Annotated in this window: 25 protein-coding genes; 7 read left to right on the plus strand and 18 right to left on the minus strand. The window is 48.0% G+C overall.

Features of this window, described 5'->3' with window-relative positions; all coding sequences use genetic code 11:
* Nucleotides 1–64: 64 nt before the first annotated feature.
* Nucleotides 65–955 (minus strand): LysR family transcriptional regulator, encoded by an 891-nt coding sequence (locus FDX03_RS15430; RefSeq protein ID WP_137346183.1) that lies wholly within the window; start codon nt 953–955, stop codon nt 65–67.
* A gap of 174 nt (nt 956–1,129) precedes the next feature.
* On the opposite strand from FDX03_RS15430, the gene FDX03_RS15435 reads away from it, so the two are divergent.
* Nucleotides 1,130–1,819: an amino acid racemase gene (locus tag FDX03_RS15435; RefSeq protein ID WP_005121038.1), complete on the plus strand. Its 690-nt coding sequence runs from the start codon at nt 1,130–1,132 to the stop codon at nt 1,817–1,819.
* A gap of 195 nt (nt 1,820–2,014) precedes the next feature.
* Here the strand turns inward: FDX03_RS15435 and FDX03_RS15440 are convergent, their stop codons facing one another.
* On the minus strand, nt 2,015–2,710 hold the full coding sequence (locus FDX03_RS15440; protein ID WP_137346184.1) for a DJ-1/PfpI family protein: 696 nt from the start codon (nt 2,708–2,710) through the stop codon (nt 2,015–2,017).
* A gap of 432 nt (nt 2,711–3,142) precedes the next feature.
* Here FDX03_RS15440 and FDX03_RS15445 point away from each other — a divergent pair, with 432 nt between their 5' ends.
* The gene (locus FDX03_RS15445) at nt 3,143–3,928 is read left to right on the plus strand and encodes a hypothetical protein (protein ID WP_123924672.1); all 786 of its coding nucleotides are present in this window, start codon (nt 3,143–3,145) and stop codon (nt 3,926–3,928) included.
* Between the two features lie 223 nt (nt 3,929–4,151).
* On the opposite strand, the gene FDX03_RS15450 is transcribed toward FDX03_RS15445, so the two are convergent.
* Nucleotides 4,152–5,033: a hypothetical protein gene (locus FDX03_RS15450; protein WP_137346185.1), complete on the minus strand. Its 882-nt coding sequence runs from the start codon at nt 5,031–5,033 to the stop codon at nt 4,152–4,154.
* Nucleotides 5,034–5,442: 409 nt separating this feature from the next.
* Nucleotides 5,443–6,237 carry a helix-turn-helix transcriptional regulator gene (locus FDX03_RS15455; RefSeq protein WP_121584589.1) on the minus strand — a complete coding sequence of 265 codons (795 nt, stop codon included), beginning with the start codon at nt 6,235–6,237 and terminating at the stop codon, nt 5,443–5,445.
* 152 nt (nt 6,238–6,389) lie between these two features.
* Between FDX03_RS15455 and FDX03_RS15460 the strand changes: the two genes are divergently transcribed.
* From FDX03_RS15460 to FDX03_RS15480, 5 genes are all read left to right on the plus strand, one after another.
* Entirely contained in the window at nt 6,390–8,354 is a 1,965-nt protein-coding gene (locus tag FDX03_RS15460; RefSeq protein ID WP_249357082.1) for an FUSC family protein, read from the plus strand.
* Nucleotides 8,344–8,559, plus strand: coding sequence for a DUF1656 domain-containing protein (locus tag FDX03_RS15465; protein ID WP_040233557.1), 216 nt, complete (start codon nt 8,344–8,346; stop codon nt 8,557–8,559). Before FDX03_RS15460 ends, FDX03_RS15465 begins: the two co-directional genes overlap by 11 nt.
* Complete coding sequence (locus FDX03_RS15470) at nt 8,556–9,419, plus strand: HlyD family secretion protein (RefSeq protein WP_137346187.1); 864 nt, start codon at nt 8,556–8,558, stop codon at nt 9,417–9,419. The genes FDX03_RS15465 and FDX03_RS15470 overlap by 4 nt, the downstream gene beginning before the upstream one ends.
* 195 nt (nt 9,420–9,614) lie before the next feature.
* Complete coding sequence (locus tag FDX03_RS15475; protein ID WP_137346284.1) at nt 9,615–10,208, plus strand: site-specific integrase; 594 nt, start codon at nt 9,615–9,617, stop codon at nt 10,206–10,208.
* A gap of 194 nt (nt 10,209–10,402) precedes the next feature.
* Nucleotides 10,403–11,305, plus strand: a complete 903-nt coding sequence (locus tag FDX03_RS15480) for a hypothetical protein (RefSeq protein WP_137346188.1) — start codon at nt 10,403–10,405, stop codon at nt 11,303–11,305.
* 273 nt (nt 11,306–11,578) lie between these two features.
* Here FDX03_RS15480 and FDX03_RS15485 read toward each other — a convergent pair whose 3' ends face one another.
* From FDX03_RS15485 to FDX03_RS15540, 14 genes are all read right to left on the minus strand, one after another.
* The gene (locus tag FDX03_RS15485; RefSeq protein ID WP_137346189.1) at nt 11,579–12,361 is read right to left on the minus strand and encodes a DUF2971 domain-containing protein; all 783 of its coding nucleotides are present in this window, start codon (nt 12,359–12,361) and stop codon (nt 11,579–11,581) included.
* A gap of 241 nt (nt 12,362–12,602) precedes the next feature.
* Nucleotides 12,603–12,824: a hypothetical protein gene (locus FDX03_RS15490; protein ID WP_137346190.1), complete on the minus strand. Its 222-nt coding sequence runs from the start codon at nt 12,822–12,824 to the stop codon at nt 12,603–12,605.
* A 265-nt stretch (nt 12,825–13,089) separates the two neighbouring features.
* The gene (locus FDX03_RS22745; RefSeq protein WP_170973104.1) at nt 13,090–13,251 is read right to left on the minus strand and encodes a hypothetical protein; all 162 of its coding nucleotides are present in this window, start codon (nt 13,249–13,251) and stop codon (nt 13,090–13,092) included.
* Between the two features lie 119 nt (nt 13,252–13,370).
* A complete protein-coding gene (locus FDX03_RS23510) occupies nt 13,371–13,538 on the minus strand; it encodes a hypothetical protein (RefSeq protein WP_071524449.1) in 168 nt (55 codons plus the stop codon).
* A gap of 330 nt (nt 13,539–13,868) precedes the next feature.
* A complete protein-coding gene (locus FDX03_RS15495) occupies nt 13,869–15,947 on the minus strand; it encodes a TonB-dependent copper receptor (protein ID WP_137346191.1) in 2,079 nt (692 codons plus the stop codon).
* An 82-nt stretch (nt 15,948–16,029) separates the two neighbouring features.
* The gene (locus FDX03_RS15500) at nt 16,030–16,470 is read right to left on the minus strand and encodes a DUF2946 domain-containing protein (protein ID WP_040233551.1); all 441 of its coding nucleotides are present in this window, start codon (nt 16,468–16,470) and stop codon (nt 16,030–16,032) included.
* 319 nt (nt 16,471–16,789) lie between these two features.
* Nucleotides 16,790–17,167, minus strand: a complete 378-nt coding sequence (locus tag FDX03_RS15505) for a DUF550 domain-containing protein (protein WP_245163453.1) — start codon at nt 17,165–17,167, stop codon at nt 16,790–16,792.
* A gap of 315 nt (nt 17,168–17,482) precedes the next feature.
* Nucleotides 17,483–17,686 (minus strand): hypothetical protein, encoded by a 204-nt coding sequence (locus tag FDX03_RS15510; RefSeq protein ID WP_061068285.1) that lies wholly within the window; start codon nt 17,684–17,686, stop codon nt 17,483–17,485.
* Between the two features lies 1 nt (nt 17,687).
* Nucleotides 17,688–17,900 carry a hypothetical protein gene (locus FDX03_RS15515; protein WP_246803275.1) on the minus strand — a complete coding sequence of 71 codons (213 nt, stop codon included), beginning with the start codon at nt 17,898–17,900 and terminating at the stop codon, nt 17,688–17,690.
* On the minus strand, nt 17,897–18,121 hold the full coding sequence (locus FDX03_RS15520) for a hypothetical protein (protein ID WP_137346192.1): 225 nt from the start codon (nt 18,119–18,121) through the stop codon (nt 17,897–17,899). Before FDX03_RS15520 ends, FDX03_RS15515 begins: the two co-directional genes overlap by 4 nt.
* Nucleotides 18,118–18,780 carry a DUF1627 domain-containing protein gene (locus FDX03_RS15525; protein WP_137346193.1) on the minus strand — a complete coding sequence of 221 codons (663 nt, stop codon included), beginning with the start codon at nt 18,778–18,780 and terminating at the stop codon, nt 18,118–18,120. Before FDX03_RS15525 ends, FDX03_RS15520 begins: the two co-directional genes overlap by 4 nt.
* A 13-nt stretch (nt 18,781–18,793) precedes the next feature.
* Nucleotides 18,794–19,249 carry a replication protein P gene (locus tag FDX03_RS15530; RefSeq protein WP_137346194.1) on the minus strand — a complete coding sequence of 152 codons (456 nt, stop codon included), beginning with the start codon at nt 19,247–19,249 and terminating at the stop codon, nt 18,794–18,796.
* Nucleotides 19,233–20,258, minus strand: a complete 1,026-nt coding sequence (locus tag FDX03_RS15535; protein ID WP_137346195.1) for a DnaT-like ssDNA-binding domain-containing protein — start codon at nt 20,256–20,258, stop codon at nt 19,233–19,235. The genes FDX03_RS15530 and FDX03_RS15535 overlap by 17 nt, the downstream gene beginning before the upstream one ends.
* Nucleotides 20,255–20,497, minus strand: coding sequence for a DUF4222 domain-containing protein (locus FDX03_RS15540; RefSeq protein ID WP_137346196.1), 243 nt, complete (start codon nt 20,495–20,497; stop codon nt 20,255–20,257). Before FDX03_RS15540 ends, FDX03_RS15535 begins: the two co-directional genes overlap by 4 nt.
* Between the last annotated feature and the right edge of the window lie 6 nt (nt 20,498–20,503).

Below are 20,503 nucleotides of genomic sequence, written 5' to 3' on the forward strand. Positions count from 1 at the left end.
AGTGTCATTTCACCCGGTAGGGATTTCGACATTGCAGACACCGTCAAGCGGTCATAATCTCAAACTAGATTGCAGCACCCTGCCTGTCAGGCAATTTCGACGTTGAGGACAAGATATCAATCAGGGCACCTGTATTAGCCGTGAGATCTCCCTTGCGCCATATCAGTTCCGTTGTTATTTGACTGTTTTCTGAATCAAAGGGATGGACTGTGATGAGTTCCTGTGTCGGAAACGTATCGAGGATTGGTGTTGGTATCACTCCCGCCCCCATTCCAGAACTGACTCCCCCCAGAATGGCATGGTAGGAGGACATTTCTGCCAGCCGGTAAGGTCTGATCCCAGCCTCTCTGAACCAGGTTGTTAGCCGGTCGCGATAGGAGCAACCGTCACTGAATACCAGCAACGTTGTGTGAGCTAAATCGGCAGCAGAACGTATCTGCGGGAAATTTGCTGCGGCGATAATAACCAGTTCTTCCTTGTAAACAACCATGCGTTCCAGTCTGTCATTAGCCGGCGCGTCGGCAATGAAGGCTGCATCAAGTTCGTGGCTAAGCACTGCATCGAGCAGTGTGCGGCTTATCCCGGTAACCAGCTCCACCTTTACTGATTGATGTTGCTGGTAAAGGCGCGCCAGCGGCTCAGGCAACCTTGTTGCGGCCATACTGTCGAGCGCACCCAGTCGGAACCGACCGCCAGGCACCGGCTTTACCATCTGCTGTTCTGCTAAGGTAACCAGCTCGATAATCTTCAATGCATTGTTATAAAGCACCTGGCCTTCATTTGTCGGAAGAAACCTACGACCAGACCTTACAAACAATGTGGTTCCGAGCTGGCTCTCCAGGTTCTGAACGCGAGTGGTTATTGCGGAGGGGACTCGGCAGAGCAAATTTGCTGCTGCAGTAATAGTACCTGTTTCTACCAGTGCAATGATGGTTCGGAAGTCAGCTATATCCATACTTTCACCATAATTGAAAATTGGATTCTATTTTATTCAATTGAAATGAATCTACATGTTTTTTAATTTATTTACTCCATTTAAACAGCTACCAGCCTCCCAGCTAGTCTCAAGCGCTTGTTGATCATCGCAAAATGGTCACGTTTGATTAATACGGGAGCTATTGAGGGTAAAATGAAGAAACTTGGATTAATCGGCGGCACCGGACCAGAATCAACATTGCTCTACTATCGCAAATTTGTTTATGAAGCTAACAAAAGAATTGGCGATACATTCTTCCCGTCTCTAACTATTGAAAGTATCAACGTATATGACGTCCTGACCATGTGTGGACGGAAAGATTATGAAGCGCTGACGAAGTATCTGGCCAAGGCTGTCGGGAATCTGGTGGCAGCCGGGGCTGAAGTCGTCGCCTTGACCGGTAACACACCACACATCGTCTTTAATGAACTCCAGTCGTGTACAACAGTTCCTCTTGTCAGCATTATCGAGTCCACTTGTGCAGAAGTTCAGACTCAGGGTCTGAAAAAAGTAGGTCTCGTGGGAACACGATTTACAATGGAGGCTGACTTCTTCAAACGGCCTTTCACTGAAGCAGGCATCCAGGTGGTCGTCCCGCATGCTGACGAGGTTGATTACATCGCAGAAAAAATCCACGATGAACTCGAAAGAGGCATTATTAAGTCACAGACGCGAGACACGTTTACCGCGATCATTGAGCGGATGTATCAGGATGAAGGCATTGAGGCCATCATTCTGGGATGCACAGAGCTTCCCCTTTTGTTCGCGGGTACAGAGTTACCTGTTAAAGCACTGGACACGGTTGATATTCATATTGAGGCGTTGTTTAAAGCTCTTCAGTAGTGTTTTACATCAATTTTCGGAAAGAACCGGGGGCGAACTGCCCCCTTTGTTTAACACGCTACGATTTAAGTAATGCCTTCATAAAAATTCGAACTTCCGCTGTCCGCTCACAGCGGACCTGACAACCAGTAGATTGGTCCGTTCTGTGCCAGGAGCGGACGTTGATAGTGTGAAGAGAGAATTTCCGCTATGCACTTATTTCTGAAATCTGGCTGCTGCTTTTAAAGTAGCTTGCAGTCTCTTTTCAATTAATGGTGCAGCCTGTTCTTTTACTTTTTTTAACTGCTCTTCAGAAGCTGTGCGGGGGGAGCCACATGTGAAGGGAGGCGCGGGGTCATATTCCATATGCAGCTGAATATTCTGAGCGATATCACTTCCATACATTTCTGACACGACGTTGAGAGCAAAATCTATACCTGAAGTCACGCCTGCGCCGGTTATACGGTTGCGGTCACGAACTACGCGTTCATTTATCGGTTCCGCACCTAATAATGCGAGCTGCTCTAGAGATGCCCAGTGTGTTGTTGCTTTATAACCCTCCAGAAGCCCTGCCGCGCCCAGAACAAGCGACCCAGTACAGACCGAAGTCACCAACTTTGCTTGTTTACTTTGAGTGCGGATAAATGAGAGGACTTCTTCGTCATCCATCAGATTTATTTGACCAGGCCCACCAGGCACACAAATTACATCCAGTTCGGGGCATGTTTCGAATGTGGTTGTGGGCTGTATAGCCATACCACGCTCAGAAACAACCAGATCCAAGCTTTTCCAGATGAGATGAACTTTTGTGTTTGGCGCTCTTACGAATACTTCATAAGGGCCGGTAAGGTCAAGCTGAGTTAGAGACGGAAAAAGGAGCAGCCCAATTGATGTGCATTCAGAATCAGTCATAAAGAAAACCTTCTTATTTGGAGGAATATAATGACTATTCTCTCATGAAAGGCAACTGCATTGTTTGATGGATAGACGTGCGTTTTTTCAACTAACCCACTTCCCCGCTGATTAACACGCAGCAAGTTAGCTATGTCAATGGCGATCTAATTGTGAACATCCGCTCTTCGCTCACAGCGGACCTGACAACCAGTAGATTGCTCCGTTCTGTGCCAGAAGCGGACCTTATGGATGCTGTCATATGAAATACGCTTGTAACCTGACTCCAGACTCACTGATTGTCTCAACGCCAGACAATGTGTGATTGTCCCTACCAAAAGAAGTGGGAGAACATACTACCTGCTAATGTTTGCACACAGAATGCCGTTTTATTTTGCAATGCCCCAATTTCAGGTGGCAAGGATCCGTTTCGGAATGCAAAAGGAAAAATTAATGCACATTAAAATGGGTAATTCTCAAAATCCAATTACGACCTATACCTCCGCCTCATCAACGACGGGGCAAAAAACTGAATCATCGACAACCGCTAAATCGACATCGTTAACTTCCGCCACGCAGACCACCTTTTCAAGCCTGGCGAGCCTGCTCAGCGATGCGGCAACCCGGGCAGAAATACGTGATGCATCCAGCAGTCGCAGCCAGTTGCAAAGCATGGCTGAGTCGCTGTTAACGGTGATTGATGGCCCGGTTTATACCCAGAATAAGGCGAAACACGATCAGGAAATCCCTGATACGCAAAGCACTGAACTTCTGCAACTGGCGAGCAAAGCGACAGATTTTCTCAACGGCAAAACCACCAATCCGTTTGCAGGCATGCAGCGCGAACAGCTCGCGCTGATTGCCTATGATGATGGCAGTGCATTTACCGTCAATGAGCGACGCGCGGCCTTACAAGAGATCGGCAGTCAGGAAGATAAATGGACGCAACAATTTATCAGTAGTGCGCAAAAAGAGATCAGCGCTTCCGGCAGCTACAAAAAATCTTATAGTGCGCTGCTGAGTCACTATCGTGAGCTGCCGGCTATTGAACAAGCGCAATACTCTGAAGGTCTGGAACAACAACTGGTAAGCAAGGTGGCTAAATCCACAAGTGACAGTACCGGCGAAAATACGGTCTTTACCGACGCCTTGCTGACGTTGCAAAAACAGCAAATTTCCTCCATGCGGATGCAAATCTCCTCCCTGAGCCTGTTTTCGCTGGCTGCGAATAAACGTTAATCACCACGGCCAGGACGGCGCGCTGAAGGACCGTGTCAGTTTGTCCAGAGCCAGCGCAGGTTTATTGCCGTTATACTATCTGTTAAAGCTAAGTTCAGATGTCCGCATTGTGCCAGAAGCGGACGTTAATGCTCTGAATGAATACCGGAGCTGCTCAGCTCAGTATCAGGATGTGATAAAGGAGCCAGTATCATTTTGGCAACCGATATGGCGGATGAAATAGTCAGTTCCAGTATTCGTATTTCGCTGTTATGACGGCTTTATATTTGTCCACATCCTGTTTACCCGTCTGATCGACTGGGACAATCATGATGTTCATATTGGCGCGTGTGCATTCTCCATGCGAGTTCCACTCCTCGCACGTGGACAGGTTTTTTTCGATGGTGAAATAGGTCTGGGTCTTGCTCAGGGTCAGCTCACGGCCCTCGTTATCATAGGTATACTCTTCTATGGTTGAGGGGGACTGGGTTTTGATCAGGCGATGATTGTCATCATAGCTGTATACAATCGTATTGTTATCTATCGGCAAACTTCCTTTGCTTACCATCCTTGCCAGCAACCCTGATGAATTGAAAACGTAATCTATTTTGCTCACTGTGGTTTTGTCTTTATCTTCTGCTTTTGTGGCCGCGATAGTCGAGCGTGTAACTGCGTGGCTGATTAATCCTTTATTGTTAAGCAGGTACATTCCCTCCAGAGTCTGCTGGTATAGCTGTGTGGTCTTCTTACTGTTGTTATCGACTATGACCCCGTTTGCATCCATCTGGATGCGCCAGCCAAAGTCCGTTCTGTTCAGCTGAATTTCATTGGTAGACGTGAATACTGCTTTCGGGCCTCTTGAGGTTTTGACCTCTTTTACACTGCCGCCAATTAGCTCACCGCACTGACTGAAGTTGCCTTGAACCGATGCACGAAGATACCCATCAGGACTATCAATAGTCATTTCAACCGATTTGGGGATTTCTGTTCTTGTCTGCTGGCTCATGAGAATGAAGTTGTTCAGTTTGTTTTTAGCGATGGCTTCCGCTGTGCATTGTGCTGCATAAGTCTGGAACGTGCAGAGGGATAAGAGAGTAATAAACAGATTTTTATTATTGAAAAGCATTATTTGTTGTCCTCAGGAACCGATCAATTATCTGAATGAACCATTTAGCTTGCCAGGAAAGAGGGCCTTTTCTATGGACAGGTCGAAATCGAGGATCGCCTCATCTGTATGTAGCAGCACAGGAAACTGTGCCTTTAGGCTCAACAATCGGCACGTCGTCCCAACACGGATGAAACAATGCACGATTCCAGTCCGGCCTGAGACGACCACGTTTTTTAAAGCGCTCACTATTACATGCAAGCTTGTTGCGCGTGTGATTCGACTCACTTGTCAATCAATGGCTTCACTGTAATCTGGCGACATGCTTTGTACAAGAACGTCTGCTCCTCGCTCATAGCAGACGTTCAACTCAGTAAGCTTGCCCGCATCTTGCCCACGCGTAAATCAAGAGCCTCACACTTTATCAAGTCTATGAATCCGCCGTTTTGCGAACAGAAAAATAATGCGCTGGCGTACTGCCCATGGTTTTTCTGAACATGGTGATAAATGCGTTAACCGACTCATACCCCAGGTTTGCTGCCACATTTTGTACTGACACCCCACTTGCCAGCTCCCGCAGGGCAATAATCAAGTGCAGTTGCTGACGCCAGCGACCGAAGGTCAGACCGGTTTCACGCAGCATTAAGCGCGCTAACGAGCGTTCGCTGAGTGCCAGTCGCTTTGCCCAGACTTTGAATGTGCTCCGGTCGTCTGGATTGCTGACTAACGCATCGGCCATAGCACGAATTTTAGGGTTCGCAGAGACCGGCAGGCTCAATTTCTGCTGTGGCATGGTCACGAGTTCATCAAGTGTCACTCTGGTTAGCCTGCCAACATGACTCTGTGGTGCGTAATCAACGCCTTCATTCGTTAAACGATCAACTAACTCTTTAATCAGCGGTGAAATGGCCAGCGTGCAGCATTTTTCCGGCAATGCGGCAGTGCCTGGTTCAATAAACAGATAGTTAAGGTGCGCATTCCAGGTCGCTTTGGCGCTATGAGGAACGCCGCCGGGGATCCACACCGCGCAATCGGGTGGCACAATCCAGATATCGTTTTCCGCACGACAAATTACCGCCCCATACAGAGCAATAATCAACTGCCCTTTACGGTGCGAATGAACCGGAACTTCGGCTGCGTAATCGACGAAATCGATATGACGAGCGACTGCCGGGCTCGACGTGCTGTCGGGATCAAACAAGGTATTGGCAAGTCGGGATGTCATGTTATTGGCAACATTTAGGTATTTTTTGACAGAATAGAGTATTTAGTGACGTGTGCAAACCGGGAATAATTCTCGGCATGAATACAATCATCCCCCAACACGTCCCTTTTTGGCACGCGATACGCCGCTGGTCAGGCAGCATAATCACTCCCATGCTACTGAGTGACGCCCATGCCCTGCTCTATTCCCTCAGGAGTTTTGCCGCTGCGATGCTCGCCTATTATATCGCCCTATCGATTGGCCTGGAACGGCCCTCCTGGGCCATCATCACCGTCTATATTGTTTCGCAAACCTCTGTGGGCGCTTCGCTGAGCCGGTGTCTCTATCGCCTGGTCGGCACCGTGGCGGGCGCAGGGGCAACGGTATTGATCGTGCCTACGTTTGTGAATATGCCGATTGTATGCAGCGTGATGCTGACAGGCTGGATAGCCTTCTGCCTCTGGTTATCCCTGCTTGACCGTACTCCCCGCGCCTATGCCTTTGTACTGGCCGGTTACACCGCAAGCCTGATTGGCTTTCCCGCCGTATCCGACCCAGGCTCGGTGTTTAACATTGCTATCATCCGGGTGCAGGAGATAACGATCGGTATCGTCTGCGCCGCGCTGATCCACCGGTACATTCTGCCAAGTCGGATATCAGGCCTGTTTAACAGCAAATTGACGCAGACGCTACACGCGGCACGACAGCATGCTGCCGATACTCTGGCGGGCAAGTCTGATAAGGTTTCAGCCCCCTTGCAACTCGCGCTTGCACTGCAATTCCTGCAGGGCATCAGCCACCACATCCCGTATGATTTTGCCCTTTCAGTTCCGGCCCGACAGGCCAGAAAAGCACTCCATGACAGGCTGGCGCGATTAGCCATCGTGAACGGCGAATTACGCGATCGCTTGCAGGTGATCGCGGATATGCCCGTCGATATACAGACGCTGCTGAATGATGTTCAGGCCTGGCTCACCTGCGACAATGTCGGGAAACACAAAAGCACTGCTGAAGCCCTACAAAAACGTAGCACCCGGTTACTACAGAAGCGTGCGGTGCAATCACTGACCTTTGAGGACGCGCTGGGGGTGAACTTCTTAGGCTACATAGCGGAGTTGATTAGTCTTATTCACCAGTGTGAGCGCCTTTCGCAGGCTATATTTCACGCGGAACCCGAGACCATACGGGCGGAAGATAGCGCGGCGAAAGGATATATTTTTCATCGCGATCCCCTGAGTGCAATCCGGACGGCACTGGGCGCGTTTGCCATCATCCTGAGCGGCTGTCTGATATGGATCGACTCAGCATGGTCAGATGGCGGTACAGCGGTTTCCATTCTTGGGGTTTGTTGCACGCTGTTTGGAAGTTTCGACACGCCTGCACCCCATATTGTGAAATACATTATCGGCTCCTTCTGGGGCGTATTGATAAGTCTCATCTATAGTTTTGCCCTGCTTCCCCAGGTCAGCGATTTTCCCGTACTGGTTGCCGTGCTTGCTCCGGTCTACCTGCTTGCCGGGTCACTCCAGGCACGGCCGCCCACCACGTTTATGGCGATGGGAATAACGTTGACGCTACCTGTATTGTGCGAGTTGGGTGCGCATTACAGCGGCAACTTCGCCGATGCGGCTAACACCGCCATCGCGCTATTTTTCGCGACCGGTTTTGCGGTCTTTAGCATGAGCCTGCTGCAAACCGTGCAAGCCGACGCGGCGATAAACCGCCTGCTGAAACTTTGTAAGCGTGATATCCGCCGGAGCGTGAACGGCGTATTTAAAGGAGATGAAACGCACTGGACCAATCTGATGATTGATCGAGCTGCCTTGCTGCTGCCACGCATACCGCGTAGCAGGCCATCATCCGCTCGGGCACTTGTTCACCTGATGCACTTTCTGCGCATTGGCCTCGGTGTGATGCATCTTCGCCGCTGCGACATGCCCTCAGGCTGTGGCATCAACGCCATCCTTTATGACCTTACTCGCTCTACGGAGACTGAAGCCTTGCGCGAGCGCATTGCGGAGATAACCGTTCAATACTTGCCCGCCACTGATAAACCATCGCGCCAGTTAGTCGACAAACTGGTTGATTTGCACTGCGCGTTACGAACGCAGGACGAGGAATCCACAAATGATAAATGACATCAATATCGGGGGTGTTTTTTTCCCCGGTCTGCTGATGACTGTGCTCATCGCGCTGATCTGTACGCTATCACTCTTATTAATTTTCTCTTTCAGCAGGCTTTACCGACGTTTGCCCTTTCGCCCGTTGATTGATTTTTCGACTTTTATCATTAGTTGTTTCCTGCTTTTGCAGGGCCTGACCACTCTGGAGTTATTTGCATGAAATCTTTACTCTCTTTAATGGGTCGCTATGCACTGACGTTAAGTGCCGTTGCGGTGGCGATACTCGTGGCATTTATTTTCTGGAAACAGTATGCGCAAACACCCTGGACACGCGACGGGCGGGTGCGTGCGGATGTGGTGCAGATTGCACCGGATGTTTCCGGGCCGGTGAGTCGCGTGGCGGTCCGCGATAACCAGTGGGTTAACCGTGGCGATATTCTCTATGCCATCGATCCCCACTGGCTGAAGCTGGCCGTGCTGAGTTCACAGGCTGACGTTGAGGCAAAACGTCATGAGATGCTCATGCGGCAGGATGCGGCAAGGCGACGGGCGCTGATCAAAGGGGTGATATCCAGTGAGGACATCCAGCAAACAGGCAGTGCGGCAAGCATCGCGGCGGCCAATTATCAGGGCGCACTGACCGCGCTGGAACTGGCGCAGCTTAATTTAGCGCATGCCACCGTGAGATCACCGGTGGACGGCTATGTCACACATCTCCGTCTTCGGCCCGGTGACTATGCCACCGCGGGAGAGACAAAAGTCGCCATTGTCGATGCGCACAGTTTCTGGGTGGTGGGCTATTTTGAAGAGACTAAACTGCGTCATATCCGCGTCGGGAAAACCGCGCAGATTTCACTGATGGGTTTTGATTCGCTGCTCATAGGCCATGTGGAGAGTATCGGGCGGGGAATTGGTGACAGCAACGATGAGACCGGCGGACTTGGGCTGCCGGATGTCAATCCCACCTTTAGCTGGGTTCGGCTGGCTCAACGCGTACCGGTGCGCATCCAGTTAGATACCATGCCTGCAGGCATTGAGTTAGTGGCAGGATTATCCGCGAGTGTATCCATTATGCCTTAACAGGTATTAACAGCTCTGACTATCATAGGGTTGGGGTAACGGTGTATGTGTAAATATCCCAGTAACACCGGTCATTCCATGACTTCTGCGGACCTATAATGTTGATTTATTAATGAGCCAGGGAGCAACACGATGGGTAGTAGCCCCATATTTCTATTAAAGAGGTGAAGCTTGACCGTTTTGGTGAAATCGAGGGTGTCCTGTTTGCGAAGGTCCCCATGGTGCCAGAAACGGCCTCTTCAGATCTCTCATATCTGGGGAATCCGTATCAGACTTGAGCTGGAAGGAAAAGTACGCGATTTAGCTCTGTTTAACATGGCTCTGGACAGTAAACTTCGAGGCTGTGATCTGGTTAAGCTAAAAGTTTCTGATGTGGCCTATGGGCACTCTGTTTCGGACAGAGCGACAGTGCTGCAGCAAAAAACGGGAAGCCCCGTTCAGTTTGAACTGACTAAGGGAACCAGAGAGGCTGTAGCAGCGTGGATCAAAATGGCTCATCTACGTAGTAGCGACTATCTGTTCCAGTCCCGCGTCGGTTCCTCACGACATATCTCAACCAGGCAATATAACCGTATCTTTCATGGATGGATTGATAAGCTGGGTCTCGACGAGACTCTGTACAGTACGCATTCTATGCGAAGAACCAAGCCATATCTGATCTATAAAAAAACGAAGAATCTTCGAGTGATCCAGCTACTCTTGGGTCACAAAAAACTCGAAAGTACAGTCCGTTATCTCGGTATTGAAGTGGATGATGCCCTGGAGATATCTGAGTCTATTGAAGTCTAATTTGTGAGGGCTGCAACAGCAGCCCTGTGCCAAGAGCAGACATTGGTGGTATGCAGGCTCATAGGGGAATAAAATACTTATAATATTGTTCAAGGTGGTGCTATTCTTGGCAACTCAAGCCGATATAATACAGATAAGGTGTGCCCTTTTAGGGTTCCATATTAATTAACAGAAAATTAATCAGGGAGGTAAGCTTGAGCGAATCCACTATAATCCTTGCTAAAGAATCAATTTCAGATGGAAGTGAAGTAAACAAAATAAATGAAATAAGACCCCTTGGTAATGAGGAAGTTGAAGTCTATGATACACAAAAAAATATACTTATGGAGTTTGTAAATGACTTTGCTTTAGTAGAATATGTAAGATTGAACTATGAGTCACTAATGGAACTTCTGAATGAAACGATTATAAAAGTAGCCAAAGATCCTTCTTTTATTGGTTCTTATCCCTTCAAAACCTTCCCATTCCTTTTGAATACACGAATACTGAACTATATGATGTCAGTTAAAACTTTACTTGACCATATGGAAACCAGTATTAACAGGCGCTATGGAGAGGATTCAACGGAATTTGTCGAGTTTAAAGCGCTGACGGCAAATGAGTTTGATAGCAAGTTTTCATATAGATTCATGTATAAGCTCAGAAATTTTGTTCAGCATTGTGGAATGCCACCACTTTCGTACACGATATCAAAATCACTTGATGAGACCAGTTGTACTTTAAATGTAGAGTTAATTGTATATTTTATGAGAGATGAATTAATTCGGGGGTTTTCTAAGTGGGGGGCTCTGGTAAAGGCAGACCTGACACAGATGGATGAATCTTTCCCAATACTGCCGATTTTTAATGAGCATATCAATTCTATTTTCAAAGTGTATATTCTATTCAATGAAAAATATCACATAACAAAAGCCTTAAAAGCAAAAGAGTATATAATCAACTTCATTGGAGAGAGGTCGGATTATATTGATGATGAATACATTATCGCAAAACTAAAAAAAACCGAAACAGGTTTGAGTATAAACAAAAAAACCATTCCTACATCAGCGCTTGAGAAAATATCCGATTTTTATAGAATAAAAGAAGATTTATTTTAGCAATGGACATTACTTAGAAAAACCAACACATTTTTTCAGAAAAACCAGCGGATATCACTGGTTGCGTTAACATTGTTCTCGAACTAAGTGTAGCTGTATCCGCTGCCTGAGACTGGGCATCGGCAGGTCACCAGCCCGTTTTCCATTATAGATAGCGTGACCTGCTTCCCCGCTGATTAATACACCTAAATGCCAGTCATGTTGTTGAGGCTGCCAATGTCCGCAATGAGCGAGGTGCGGGCATTGTTGACATGGTAATCGCCGCGGATAATCTCAACCGCCTATGTGGTTACGTTCCATCGCTCTTAAAACCTTCTCTGCCGAATCAAATATATCCATTCTCTGCATATCATGCGGGTATTTGGTATATTCATAACTTTCTATGGCGAGATCCCATGTACTTTTCTTAAATTCACACTGATATAACTGCACTGTCTTTTTCAAAATCAATGCTTCTAATGTACTGTTATTTCTAATTATTTCATCAACCCTCTTGTTGTTTATCCCAATATAGATACCTGTTATTGATTTTAGATCAATTATTTTATCAATTAAAACCGTGCCTTGTTTTTGTAATGCGTCTGTCTTTTTTATTATTCTGATTTCTTCTTCATATTTCCAATGCAGTGATTTAGTAAGCAATAATTTACTAATTATATCAGTGTTATAGATATTTTCTTGACTGATTTTTAGTTTGCTTTTCATCCGATTCTCTAAATAAGCAATTTCACCTTTCGGAGCTGTAATCAGGCATTTTTCTTCATCATCAAATCCTGCTTTCTCAGTGTCGATTGCTACAACAAAGCCCTGATGCTTATCAGCATAATGTGACCACATCAATACGTTGAGTGGATTTTTAGAAAGGCATAAACAGGCAAGATTTTGATTGATCTCATACCTCATAGTTACTGATTCAATTGATTCATCATCAAGTGCATATCCATAACTTTCGAACGGATCATTAAACTCACTGTGAGGGGTGAATTTTATAGAAATGTAGCCATCTTTGAAGAATCGATCTAATGATGCATTGTCTATGTATTTGTACAAAATCATAAAATACTCAGAATTATTTATAGGTGTTATCAGTGTACAGCCTTTCGACAGGGTAGGGGTAAGTATCCCGCTTAACCAGCAAGTGCATACCCTGGATCGCCTAATAGCATAACTTTCAGGGTATGAAAGTCTATACCTCGCTCAAAGTTGCCCCTCAGCTCCACGCCAGGCGAGGAGTAAACGCATCCGTGTAAGTGCACAATTTTCATGTGTCACTAAAGCAGCGTGTTCCCATCAACATTCAGTCAGCTTTATACGACTGCCACTCGCGCCAGACATTCTCAGGATCAATATCGCGGTAGCCACGCTCTCTGATTATATCCTCGGCTGCTTCGGCCGGCAGGCGGATGGCTGTAGCGTCATCGCGGATGGACTCAACCTCATCGCGCGTCAATTCCCGTCCCATGTCCTGTTCTTTATCAATCAGGACTATGATCAACGCAGGGATAAAAACAATCTTCATACTGATAAGCCTCTGAAATATTCGCATGCCACTGTATCACTGACAGTTTTGATATAGTTTGACCTGTTCCCAGTTGATTGATTCACGACATTGTGAGCGAGATCTATGGCGACTCATGTACGAACGTCTGCTGATCGCTCATAGCGGACCAAAATCAAATTCTAAAACGACGTTGCCAAGTGGGAGTCCATAGTGAATGACGGGACGCTCCGGGCAGCGCCATAATAAATCAGCGCCCGCTAGAGGTAGACGTTGTTTCATGGTGCTATGAGCGCTCCTGCCAGACAACCCAAGCAACCGCCGATTCCCATGAAATATATCCGTTGTTGCCATGTTTCGCCCTGCGAAGATCAACTGTATCACCAAACCTTTCAATGATGAATTTTTCAAATTCTATGCGTTCTTCGTCGTCGTTTTTTGAATCCATGTTCTCCCCAGCAGCATCCTACTAATCGCTCTTAATGCATAAAAATAACATATCCGTTAGAGAGTGAAAAACCCGCAATAGCGGGTTTAATTTTGATGGTGAGTGCCATTTTTAGGCAACTATTTCTGACAAACCTTCTTAGACTTGCTGATAGAGCCATCATTACAAACAAACTTTTCACCCGAGCAATGCGATATTCCGCCTTTCTTACCTGAGCATGGCTTGTTTGCTGCCGTTGCTGTCAGTGAGAAAAGTGACACCAATAAAACAACAAGAACTTTCTTCATATCCCTATCCCCATCAGTAAAAGATAGGAGATCGTAGCAGGGATTGATGAAGCAAAAAAGAAAACTCGCCGTAGCAGTTTGAATTAGCAATGTTTTATTAAGCCGCTATTTGTTTCTGCTGACAAAGCTCCGGCAAATTAGCACGCACCAGAGCTTCAGCAAAGAGCGGCGAAACCACTATACCGCAACAGGCTACCGACTAGTCTTTCGCATACTTCACACTACGGAAGTCCTAGTCAATACTATACTGCTCCGATAAACGCTGGAGCAGTACATATAGTTATCAAGCAAAAAAATAAGTTGCACTTTTACTGCCATGCAAAAATGTCATTAAAAAGTGATATTAATTTTACCCCAAAAGGTTCTGCCGGATTCATTAACTGATGTGTTTGCTGAATAACCGAAACTACTGTTTCCAGCAAGATTCAGGTGTTCGCTGTACGTTTTGTCAAACAAGTTATCAACGCCGGCGCTAATTTTAACGTACTTATTAACTTTGTATGCAGCATTCGCCGAAAACACAGCAAAACCAGGACTACTATTAAAATCTTTACCAACGACGTTTCCTTCGTTAATAGCAACACGGTTCTGACTGCTAACAAGACGCAAAAGGCCAGCACTGCTCCAGTCGCCCTGCTCCCAGGTCAGCCCCAGACGGACTTCAAGCGGTGGCGTCTGTGGTAAAGGCTGATGGCTGGATGTATTTTCGCCCCAGGAATAAGCAAGGCTGGCATCCGTTTTCCATGAGTCTGACCATTTATACGCAATACCTGCCTCTCCCCCCATAATGGTTGCATTGACGTTATCAACCTGGCTGATAGATGCATTATCAGGATCATAGCGGAACAGAATAAAATCATTTACACGACCAATATAAGCGGATATCCAAGTGTTTATACGTTCACCGTTGTACTGAGCGCCTATATCAATCTGAGTTGTTTTTTCCGTTTTGAGTTTATCGAAGGCATCACCAGAACCTCCAGGCCCATAAGTCGGCGAAAAAAGCTCCCAGTAGTCGGGGAAACGCTCCGTGTAGCCTATACCTGCATAAAACATAACCGGTATGTCAGCCATATTATGTTCGAAGCGAAGAAAACCGGCCGGTAATGTATCAGTCCGTTTTGCTGAACCCACATCAGTGTAATTATCAACCAGAACGCGATCGAGACGTGCGCCCCCCTTCACCTTGTTCTGCTCTGTTACACTCCAGGTCAGTTCGCTGAAAAGACCGTAATCGTGGAAACGGGCGTCTTTATTCCAGCGATCATCAATTTTATTACGGTGTGTACTAAGTTGTGTATCTGCACCACTGCGAAGCTCAAAATCTGAGAAAAGGAAGGTTCCCATCATTCTTCCACCAACAGTGCGACGGTCAACCTCCATCGCCATTGGCATACTCATATTCATCGAAGAGTCTGAGTCCATTGCTGAGTCCATTGAGGAACCCATAGCATCTCCCATCTCATCACCTGACATCCCCCCCGACATACTACTGCCTGGAGAGCGCAGGGAATAGTTATCCATAATATGATCTGCATAGTTGTAATATACATTCGCCTCAAACTTATCGAATACCTCGCCAATACCGGATTTTTCAAAGCGCATTCCTAAGCTTTCCCTCTTAAACTGCGAACCATCCATACCGCGACCAGCATAGCGTGCTTCACCATCGCCTTTACCTGCAGTAAGCTCGAGAAGTGTGTCTTTGTCTGGTGTCCAGCCTATAGCCATATCGCCATTCCACTTATCCCATCTGGAGGGCACGCGGTCTCCATTTCCATCCTTGTAGTCATCCGAACGTGACTTATTGCCAATGAGGCGAAGATATCCCTCCTCACCGCCCAGACTGACATCAGCATTTTCATCCCAGCGATTGTTTGACGCAGCAAGAAGACTGGCAGTACCCTGCCCCCCCGCCTTTTCAAAGCGTGGTTGTTCACGATCAAAACGGATAGTTCCCGCCGAGTTTCCAGGCCCCCAGAGCACCGTTTGTGGGCCTTTTATCAGAGTTAATACATCAAAGCTTTCAGGAGAAATATAGGAGCTTGGTGCATCCATGCGTGCCGGACAAGCACCAAGCATTTCACCATTATCAGTCAGAATTCTCAGACGAGAGCCAAACATGCCACGAAACACAGGATCACCGTTGGTTCCACCGTTACGTATCTGTGAGAACCCAGGAATAGTTTTCAGATAATCCGAGCCGTCGCTTGCCGGAACTGGCTGACGGGGTATTTTGGGCGAGGTAACAATTTCGAGCGGAGTGGAAACTGGCGCAGTTACAATCATCACAGAATCATTCTCAATCTGAGAATGGTCGTGCTTTTCTTCTGCAAAAGTAGCGTCTGACATCAACGCCAGCAGGACAAGAGAAGCAAGTGGCGTACGTACAAAATAATGGGGTTTCATAAAGTACCTTACTGTTTTTCAGGCGTAACAAAATCTGCCCTTAAAAAATGAGCATGACGTTACTGACTTACTGTTTTGTTGTTTAAAACGAAGACTGAAATACAGCAGGCGGGGCACGAGCACGCTGTGGTGCCCAGGGTTGAAAGAGCGTGACGCAGTTAAGCGGAATTAATGAGAAGCGAAGGACAAAAAGCAGGAGTAACCACAACAAAACTACAAGCGCAAACTGGATAAACGGCAGTTGTACAAGTAGCTGACAATAACCACAGGCAATCTCTTCCATCGGAGACATTGCCTTACCAGACATCATCTGCTGATCCATCAGCGAAGACGGTTCACAGACCGCAGACATCGCCATGTCATGGTGTATCCCTGACATGGTCCCTGGCATAGCATGCGTGATGTGCTGACAACCTGTCCGGTGGGCTATCGTTCTGGAGATGGCCGGTGCAACGAACAGCATGGCGACAGCAATCAGCGCCAGCCATGCGGCTATGTGATTAGTTCGTATGCGCCCTTGCAAAATGTTTCCAGCTATTAATTTATCTGCCGAAAGTGTATCTGATTTAATCTTTGAGTGTCACAAAAAACTGAATAGGAACGATAAGTATTCTTATTATCTGGATGGTGTAGGATTATGTGCTATTGGAGTGGAAGAACAAGAATCACTTTCGAAATATTTGCAATTACATAGCGAATATTGCTGCCATCACGTTGTATTGAAGCTTAATAGCTTAAACATATGCTGACTTCCGCTGGCCTGACGGTTTCAGGAACATCAGCCAGCGGGAGGTTTTCCATCTCGATAACTCTGTTGGTGGCCTATTGCAGTAGCTGACCCATCACTTGTGCTCCTGCTGTTGATCCGCTTTGATGTGCAGCCGTGGTTCTCCGTCTTTCGGCTCCGGCCAATGGCGCGCCATATTCACCGCCAACTTTTCTTCCATCGCCAGGGTAATCTGCTTGTCACTGATACCAGCATGACGTTGCGCATCCCATAAAAGGAATTGCATGTCAGCCCATTCGCTAAGGTCGCCTGGTTCAGCAGCTGCCTCGAGCGCTTCTTTAGAAAGGTGCTTCAGAGGACCAACTGGACCGACATCGCCGAAAGTAGCCTGTGACCATACTGCATGCTCACGGCGTATTTGTTCGCGTTCCTGTACTGGCTGCGCGTGGCGATATAACTTAATTACGCGCCGAGGGTCAGAATTTGGTGAGATGGGGTTAGCTTTAAACAAGTAGCCGCAACCGTCCTTTTCAACGTCACGCAGCTCTTCTTCGTCAGTCCACCCCACTGGCTCGCTATCAGCCTTGCGGCGTTCCTGTAGCTCGTCTATCTCATCCAGCAAATTTAAAACGATGAGCACCCCATACTGTTTTATCAACTTTGCAATCTCACCCGCCGCCGCGTCCATATCCTGCTCGGCTGATGGGCTGTCCTGATTTTCTTCATACCAGGCGCGTGTGGATTGATAGTTTTCTACAGCCTCGTTTAGCGACTTGCGCCATTCAGGTAGTTTGTTAGTTGTCATGGGTTAGTCCGTCCAGTAAGTAAGTTCTTCTGCCAGGCGGTCATCTGCCTCGGTCTGATTAGGGATATCAGCATCGGTTTCTATGCTGGCTCCGGCAAAATCACGAGCGCAGGCTTTGCGGTGTTTACTATTGCCCATGCCCCATTCTGGATTTTTAAGCTCTTTGTTCCATGCCCGCAGCATGAGTTTCATTGGTGACTTTGCCATCTCATTCCCCCTTCAGACCAATGCCAGCGGCGCGGATTGCATTTGCGCATTCATTTCTCATGCTGGATGCACCAGCAGCAAATCCCTCGTACCACTCAGCAGTAGAGCCAAGTACTGGAAGATTAGGTAATCTTACACCTAACGCCGCCAGCTCCCTGCACTTGCTCTCGGCGTTAGCGAGCTGTACTGTCAGTTCTTCGTAGGTTGGTTTCACGCTGATTTCTCCTGATTAGCTTTCTCGACCAGTTCAATCCACTGTGGCGCCAGCTTTTTTTCTGCCTGCACGCGGCTACCGGCTGGACCATCCAAATTCACGCGGTAATGGTCATACGGACATTTCAATCCACCCCATACCCATCCCATATGGTTAGGCTTTAGCGCGTATTCGGGCATATTTCCGCAGGTCGGACAGCGCGGTAACTCAGACTGTTTCATTGCGCCAGCTCCTGCATCAGCGCGCCGTGTTTGCGAATGCTGCGAACGGCTTCACGAAGTTTTTCCAGGTTAGCCAGCTTCGCTTTTGTGCGCCGAATTTCACTTGAGATACCGCGTACCGTTGGGATCAGCAGATCATCAGGACGGCTGACGAAAGCGGGGATTTCCTCAACAATTTCAGTGACAGATTTTTCTGGTACCAGTGGTGTTGATGCTTCCGGTTCCCGTGGTGCAGAGCTTTTGTTTTTCACTGACGCAGTGGCCGGCACCGAATAAACAAACTTGCTGCCTACTTTTTCGCGGATGATCCGCCCTTTTGTTATGTGGTGAGTCAGGATTGGCGCCACACGTTTTGACTCAATACCTGCCAGTGTTGCCAGCTCAAGGGACGTCTGTGGTCCATGTTCCGCCAGTAATGCGATGACGTCGCTGACTGATACACTTGCCGGCGCTTTGCTGACAGAACTGATCGCGTTAGGCTGTGATTTAACTTCCCCTGTGGCAACTTTCCAGTACCCGTTAGCCTGAACAACCTCGTGACGTTCTTCGTGTTCACGCAGCATCCCGATCACCGCCGCCGGCTCAATTTTCATGCGCGCCGCAATTTCACGGGCAGTCGCTTTTTCCATCGCTTTCAGTACGTCTAAAATGGTTTCCATAAAATTCTCCAGGTTAAATTAAGCCAGCCGCTTTACGGCGTTTGTATTCTTCAAGCAGCTGCTGCGCGGGTGTCGGTCCTGCCGGATGGCGCGGCGCCGCAATCTGTTTTCTTACCGGAGGGATCGCCTTGCCATCCTCCAGGTGTTTTTCCCACTTCGCCAGTTGGTCCGCTGCCAGTCTCTCCAGCTCGGGTTGGGTCATTTGTCGCTCAACACCAGTTCGGCGAAGTTCAGTGCAAATCTGGTACAGGACCGGATTACATTTGCGGCCAATGAAATATTCCTCAGTGCTGGCGTAACGGTAAGATTCGTTGCGCCAGTTCCTGTATTCCGCCATAACGTCCGAAACCTTCAGTCCAAGCTTCCCGCCGTCACAGTCAGCCACCAGCGTCACGAACTCAGCCAGGTCAGGTGGCCATGAATTACCCGCCGCACAGCGAGCAACCATCGCGTTACAGACGCTCGTCATCCGGTCGCTGGTCAAATTCCCAATCTGTGCAATCCATAGGTCCGACGGAGCCGATCCGTTTTTGGTTTCCCACCGGCTGGAGTAAATTTCCAGCATGAGAACCCAGAACTTCCACGCTTTCTCCTCGAGCGCGGAGTTGTGCAGCGCGTGCTGCGCGTGCTCGCTGTACAGCTGCGTTTGCTGTGGAGTTTGGATCCAGTCCTGCATGTGAGTTACCTCGCGGTTTAGTGGGTTTGGCCTGTTGCAGGTGGCGCGCAAATTTCTGCTCCCACTGCGACTGGTAAAAAACTTTGTTCTCTGGCTGCCAGTAGGCAATGAAACTGTTCAGCTCGGCTCTGAGGTTCAGTCCATCCGGGATCGTTATGCCCCAGAATCCAACACGCTGGCGAAAGTCAGCCGACGGTTCCCAGTCAATGGTCATTGGGACCTTCCCAAATGACTCTCCGGCGGGAAAATTCATACCAGGCTGTCCAGGGTATTCAGGAACCGGGTTGTTATTAACTGGTTCGACCTCTCCCCCTCGCGTGTTATGTGTGGGGTTTAAGTCTTTAGATTCCTCTGAGGGATTCCGTATCCCGTTTTTGGGATCGTTTGACGGAAAAAACGGGATCGTTTCACCGCTTTCAATGCACCCGTTTTTGGGGTCGTTTGGTTTAACCTTCCCGTTTTTGGGTTTCTTTAAAGTATCCCGTTTTTGGTAATGTTCCCGTTTTTGGGTTCGTTCTGCGTCTTCGATGCTTTCCTCAACGCCCACCAGCTTGTAAACGGGGATTTGCTTTGTGCGTCCGCGGCGCTCTCCGGTATCCTGGATAAAACCGTTTTCCACCAAATGCTGCAGGCTGGCCTGGACGGTTTTTTTATCCAGTTCTGTAGCCTCGGCCAGCGCCGCAATTGATGGGTATGTCGTAAAGTCTGCGCCGCACATGTCCGCCATCCAGGTCAGAACTGACTTGGCAGACGATCGACCCGTTTTAGCTTTCTTAGCCCAGCGCATGGCATCAAGACTCATTGCTGCACCTTCTTAAATTTCAAATCAAACTCTCTGCGGCTGGTCTCGCAGATGTCCTGATAGCCTTCGTATCGGTACATAACCCGAAGATGAGAAACTCTCATTACCGTCACCATGCGTCCGCGTTCGTTGCGGTATTTCATCCCCGGAATCAGTTCAGCGCTGCGATCGACTGTCTCCGCCGGTACTTTGTGCTTCATCGCATTTTTCATGCGGTCTACTAATTCCTGGGCAAGCATGGGAGC

It is taken from the genome of Citrobacter sp. wls827 (genome assembly GCF_005280875.1).
In the GTDB taxonomy this organism is placed as follows: domain Bacteria; phylum Pseudomonadota; class Gammaproteobacteria; order Enterobacterales; family Enterobacteriaceae; genus Citrobacter; species Citrobacter youngae.

Bases quoted from the DNA above. Each gene is read 5' to 3' on its own strand.
- FDX03_RS15485 (WP_137346189.1), bottom strand. From the start codon at position 12,361: ATGATTTTGTACAAATACATAGACAATGCATCATTAGATCGATTCTTC.
- FDX03_RS15465 (WP_040233557.1), top strand. From the start codon at position 8,344: ATGATAAATGACATCAATATCGGGGGTGTTTTTTTCCCCGGTCTGCTG.
- FDX03_RS15435 (WP_005121038.1), top strand. From the start codon at position 1,130: ATGAAGAAACTTGGATTAATCGGCGGCACCGGACCAGAATCAACATTG.
- FDX03_RS15490 (WP_137346190.1), bottom strand. From the start codon at position 12,824: ATGAAGATTGTTTTTATCCCTGCGTTGATCATAGTCCTGATTGATAAA.
- FDX03_RS15460 (WP_249357082.1), top strand. From the start codon at position 6,390: ATGCTACTGAGTGACGCCCATGCCCTGCTCTATTCCCTCAGGAGTTTT.
- FDX03_RS15535 (WP_137346195.1), bottom strand. From the start codon at position 20,258: ATGAGTCTTGATGCCATGCGCTGGGCTAAGAAAGCTAAAACGGGTCGA.
- FDX03_RS15525 (WP_137346193.1), bottom strand. From the start codon at position 18,780: ATGGAAACCATTTTAGACGTACTGAAAGCGATGGAAAAAGCGACTGCC.
- FDX03_RS15450 (WP_137346185.1), bottom strand. From the start codon at position 5,033: ATGCTTTTCAATAATAAAAATCTGTTTATTACTCTCTTATCCCTCTGC.
- FDX03_RS23510 (WP_071524449.1), bottom strand. From the start codon at position 13,538: ATGAAGAAAGTTCTTGTTGTTTTATTGGTGTCACTTTTCTCACTGACA.
- FDX03_RS15520 (WP_137346192.1), bottom strand. From the start codon at position 18,121: ATGAAACAGTCTGAGTTACCGCGCTGTCCGACCTGCGGAAATATGCCC.
- FDX03_RS15455 (WP_121584589.1), bottom strand. From the start codon at position 6,237: ATGACATCCCGACTTGCCAATACCTTGTTTGATCCCGACAGCACGTCG.
- FDX03_RS22745 (WP_170973104.1), bottom strand. From the start codon at position 13,251: ATGGATTCAAAAAACGACGACGAAGAACGCATAGAATTTGAAAAATTC.
- FDX03_RS15510 (WP_061068285.1), bottom strand. From the start codon at position 17,686: ATGGCAAAGTCACCAATGAAACTCATGCTGCGGGCATGGAACAAAGAG.
- FDX03_RS15440 (WP_137346184.1), bottom strand. From the start codon at position 2,710: ATGACTGATTCTGAATGCACATCAATTGGGCTGCTCCTTTTTCCGTCT.
- FDX03_RS15430 (WP_137346183.1), bottom strand. From the start codon at position 955: ATGGATATAGCTGACTTCCGAACCATCATTGCACTGGTAGAAACAGGT.
- FDX03_RS15470 (WP_137346187.1), top strand. From the start codon at position 8,556: ATGAAATCTTTACTCTCTTTAATGGGTCGCTATGCACTGACGTTAAGT.
- FDX03_RS15530 (WP_137346194.1), bottom strand. From the start codon at position 19,249: ATGACGAGCGTCTGTAACGCGATGGTTGCTCGCTGTGCGGCGGGTAAT.
- FDX03_RS15540 (WP_137346196.1), bottom strand. From the start codon at position 20,497: ATGCTTGCCCAGGAATTAGTAGACCGCATGAAAAATGCGATGAAGCAC.
- FDX03_RS15445 (WP_123924672.1), top strand. From the start codon at position 3,143: ATGCACATTAAAATGGGTAATTCTCAAAATCCAATTACGACCTATACC.
- FDX03_RS15495 (WP_137346191.1), bottom strand. From the start codon at position 15,947: ATGAAACCCCATTATTTTGTACGTACGCCACTTGCTTCTCTTGTCCTG.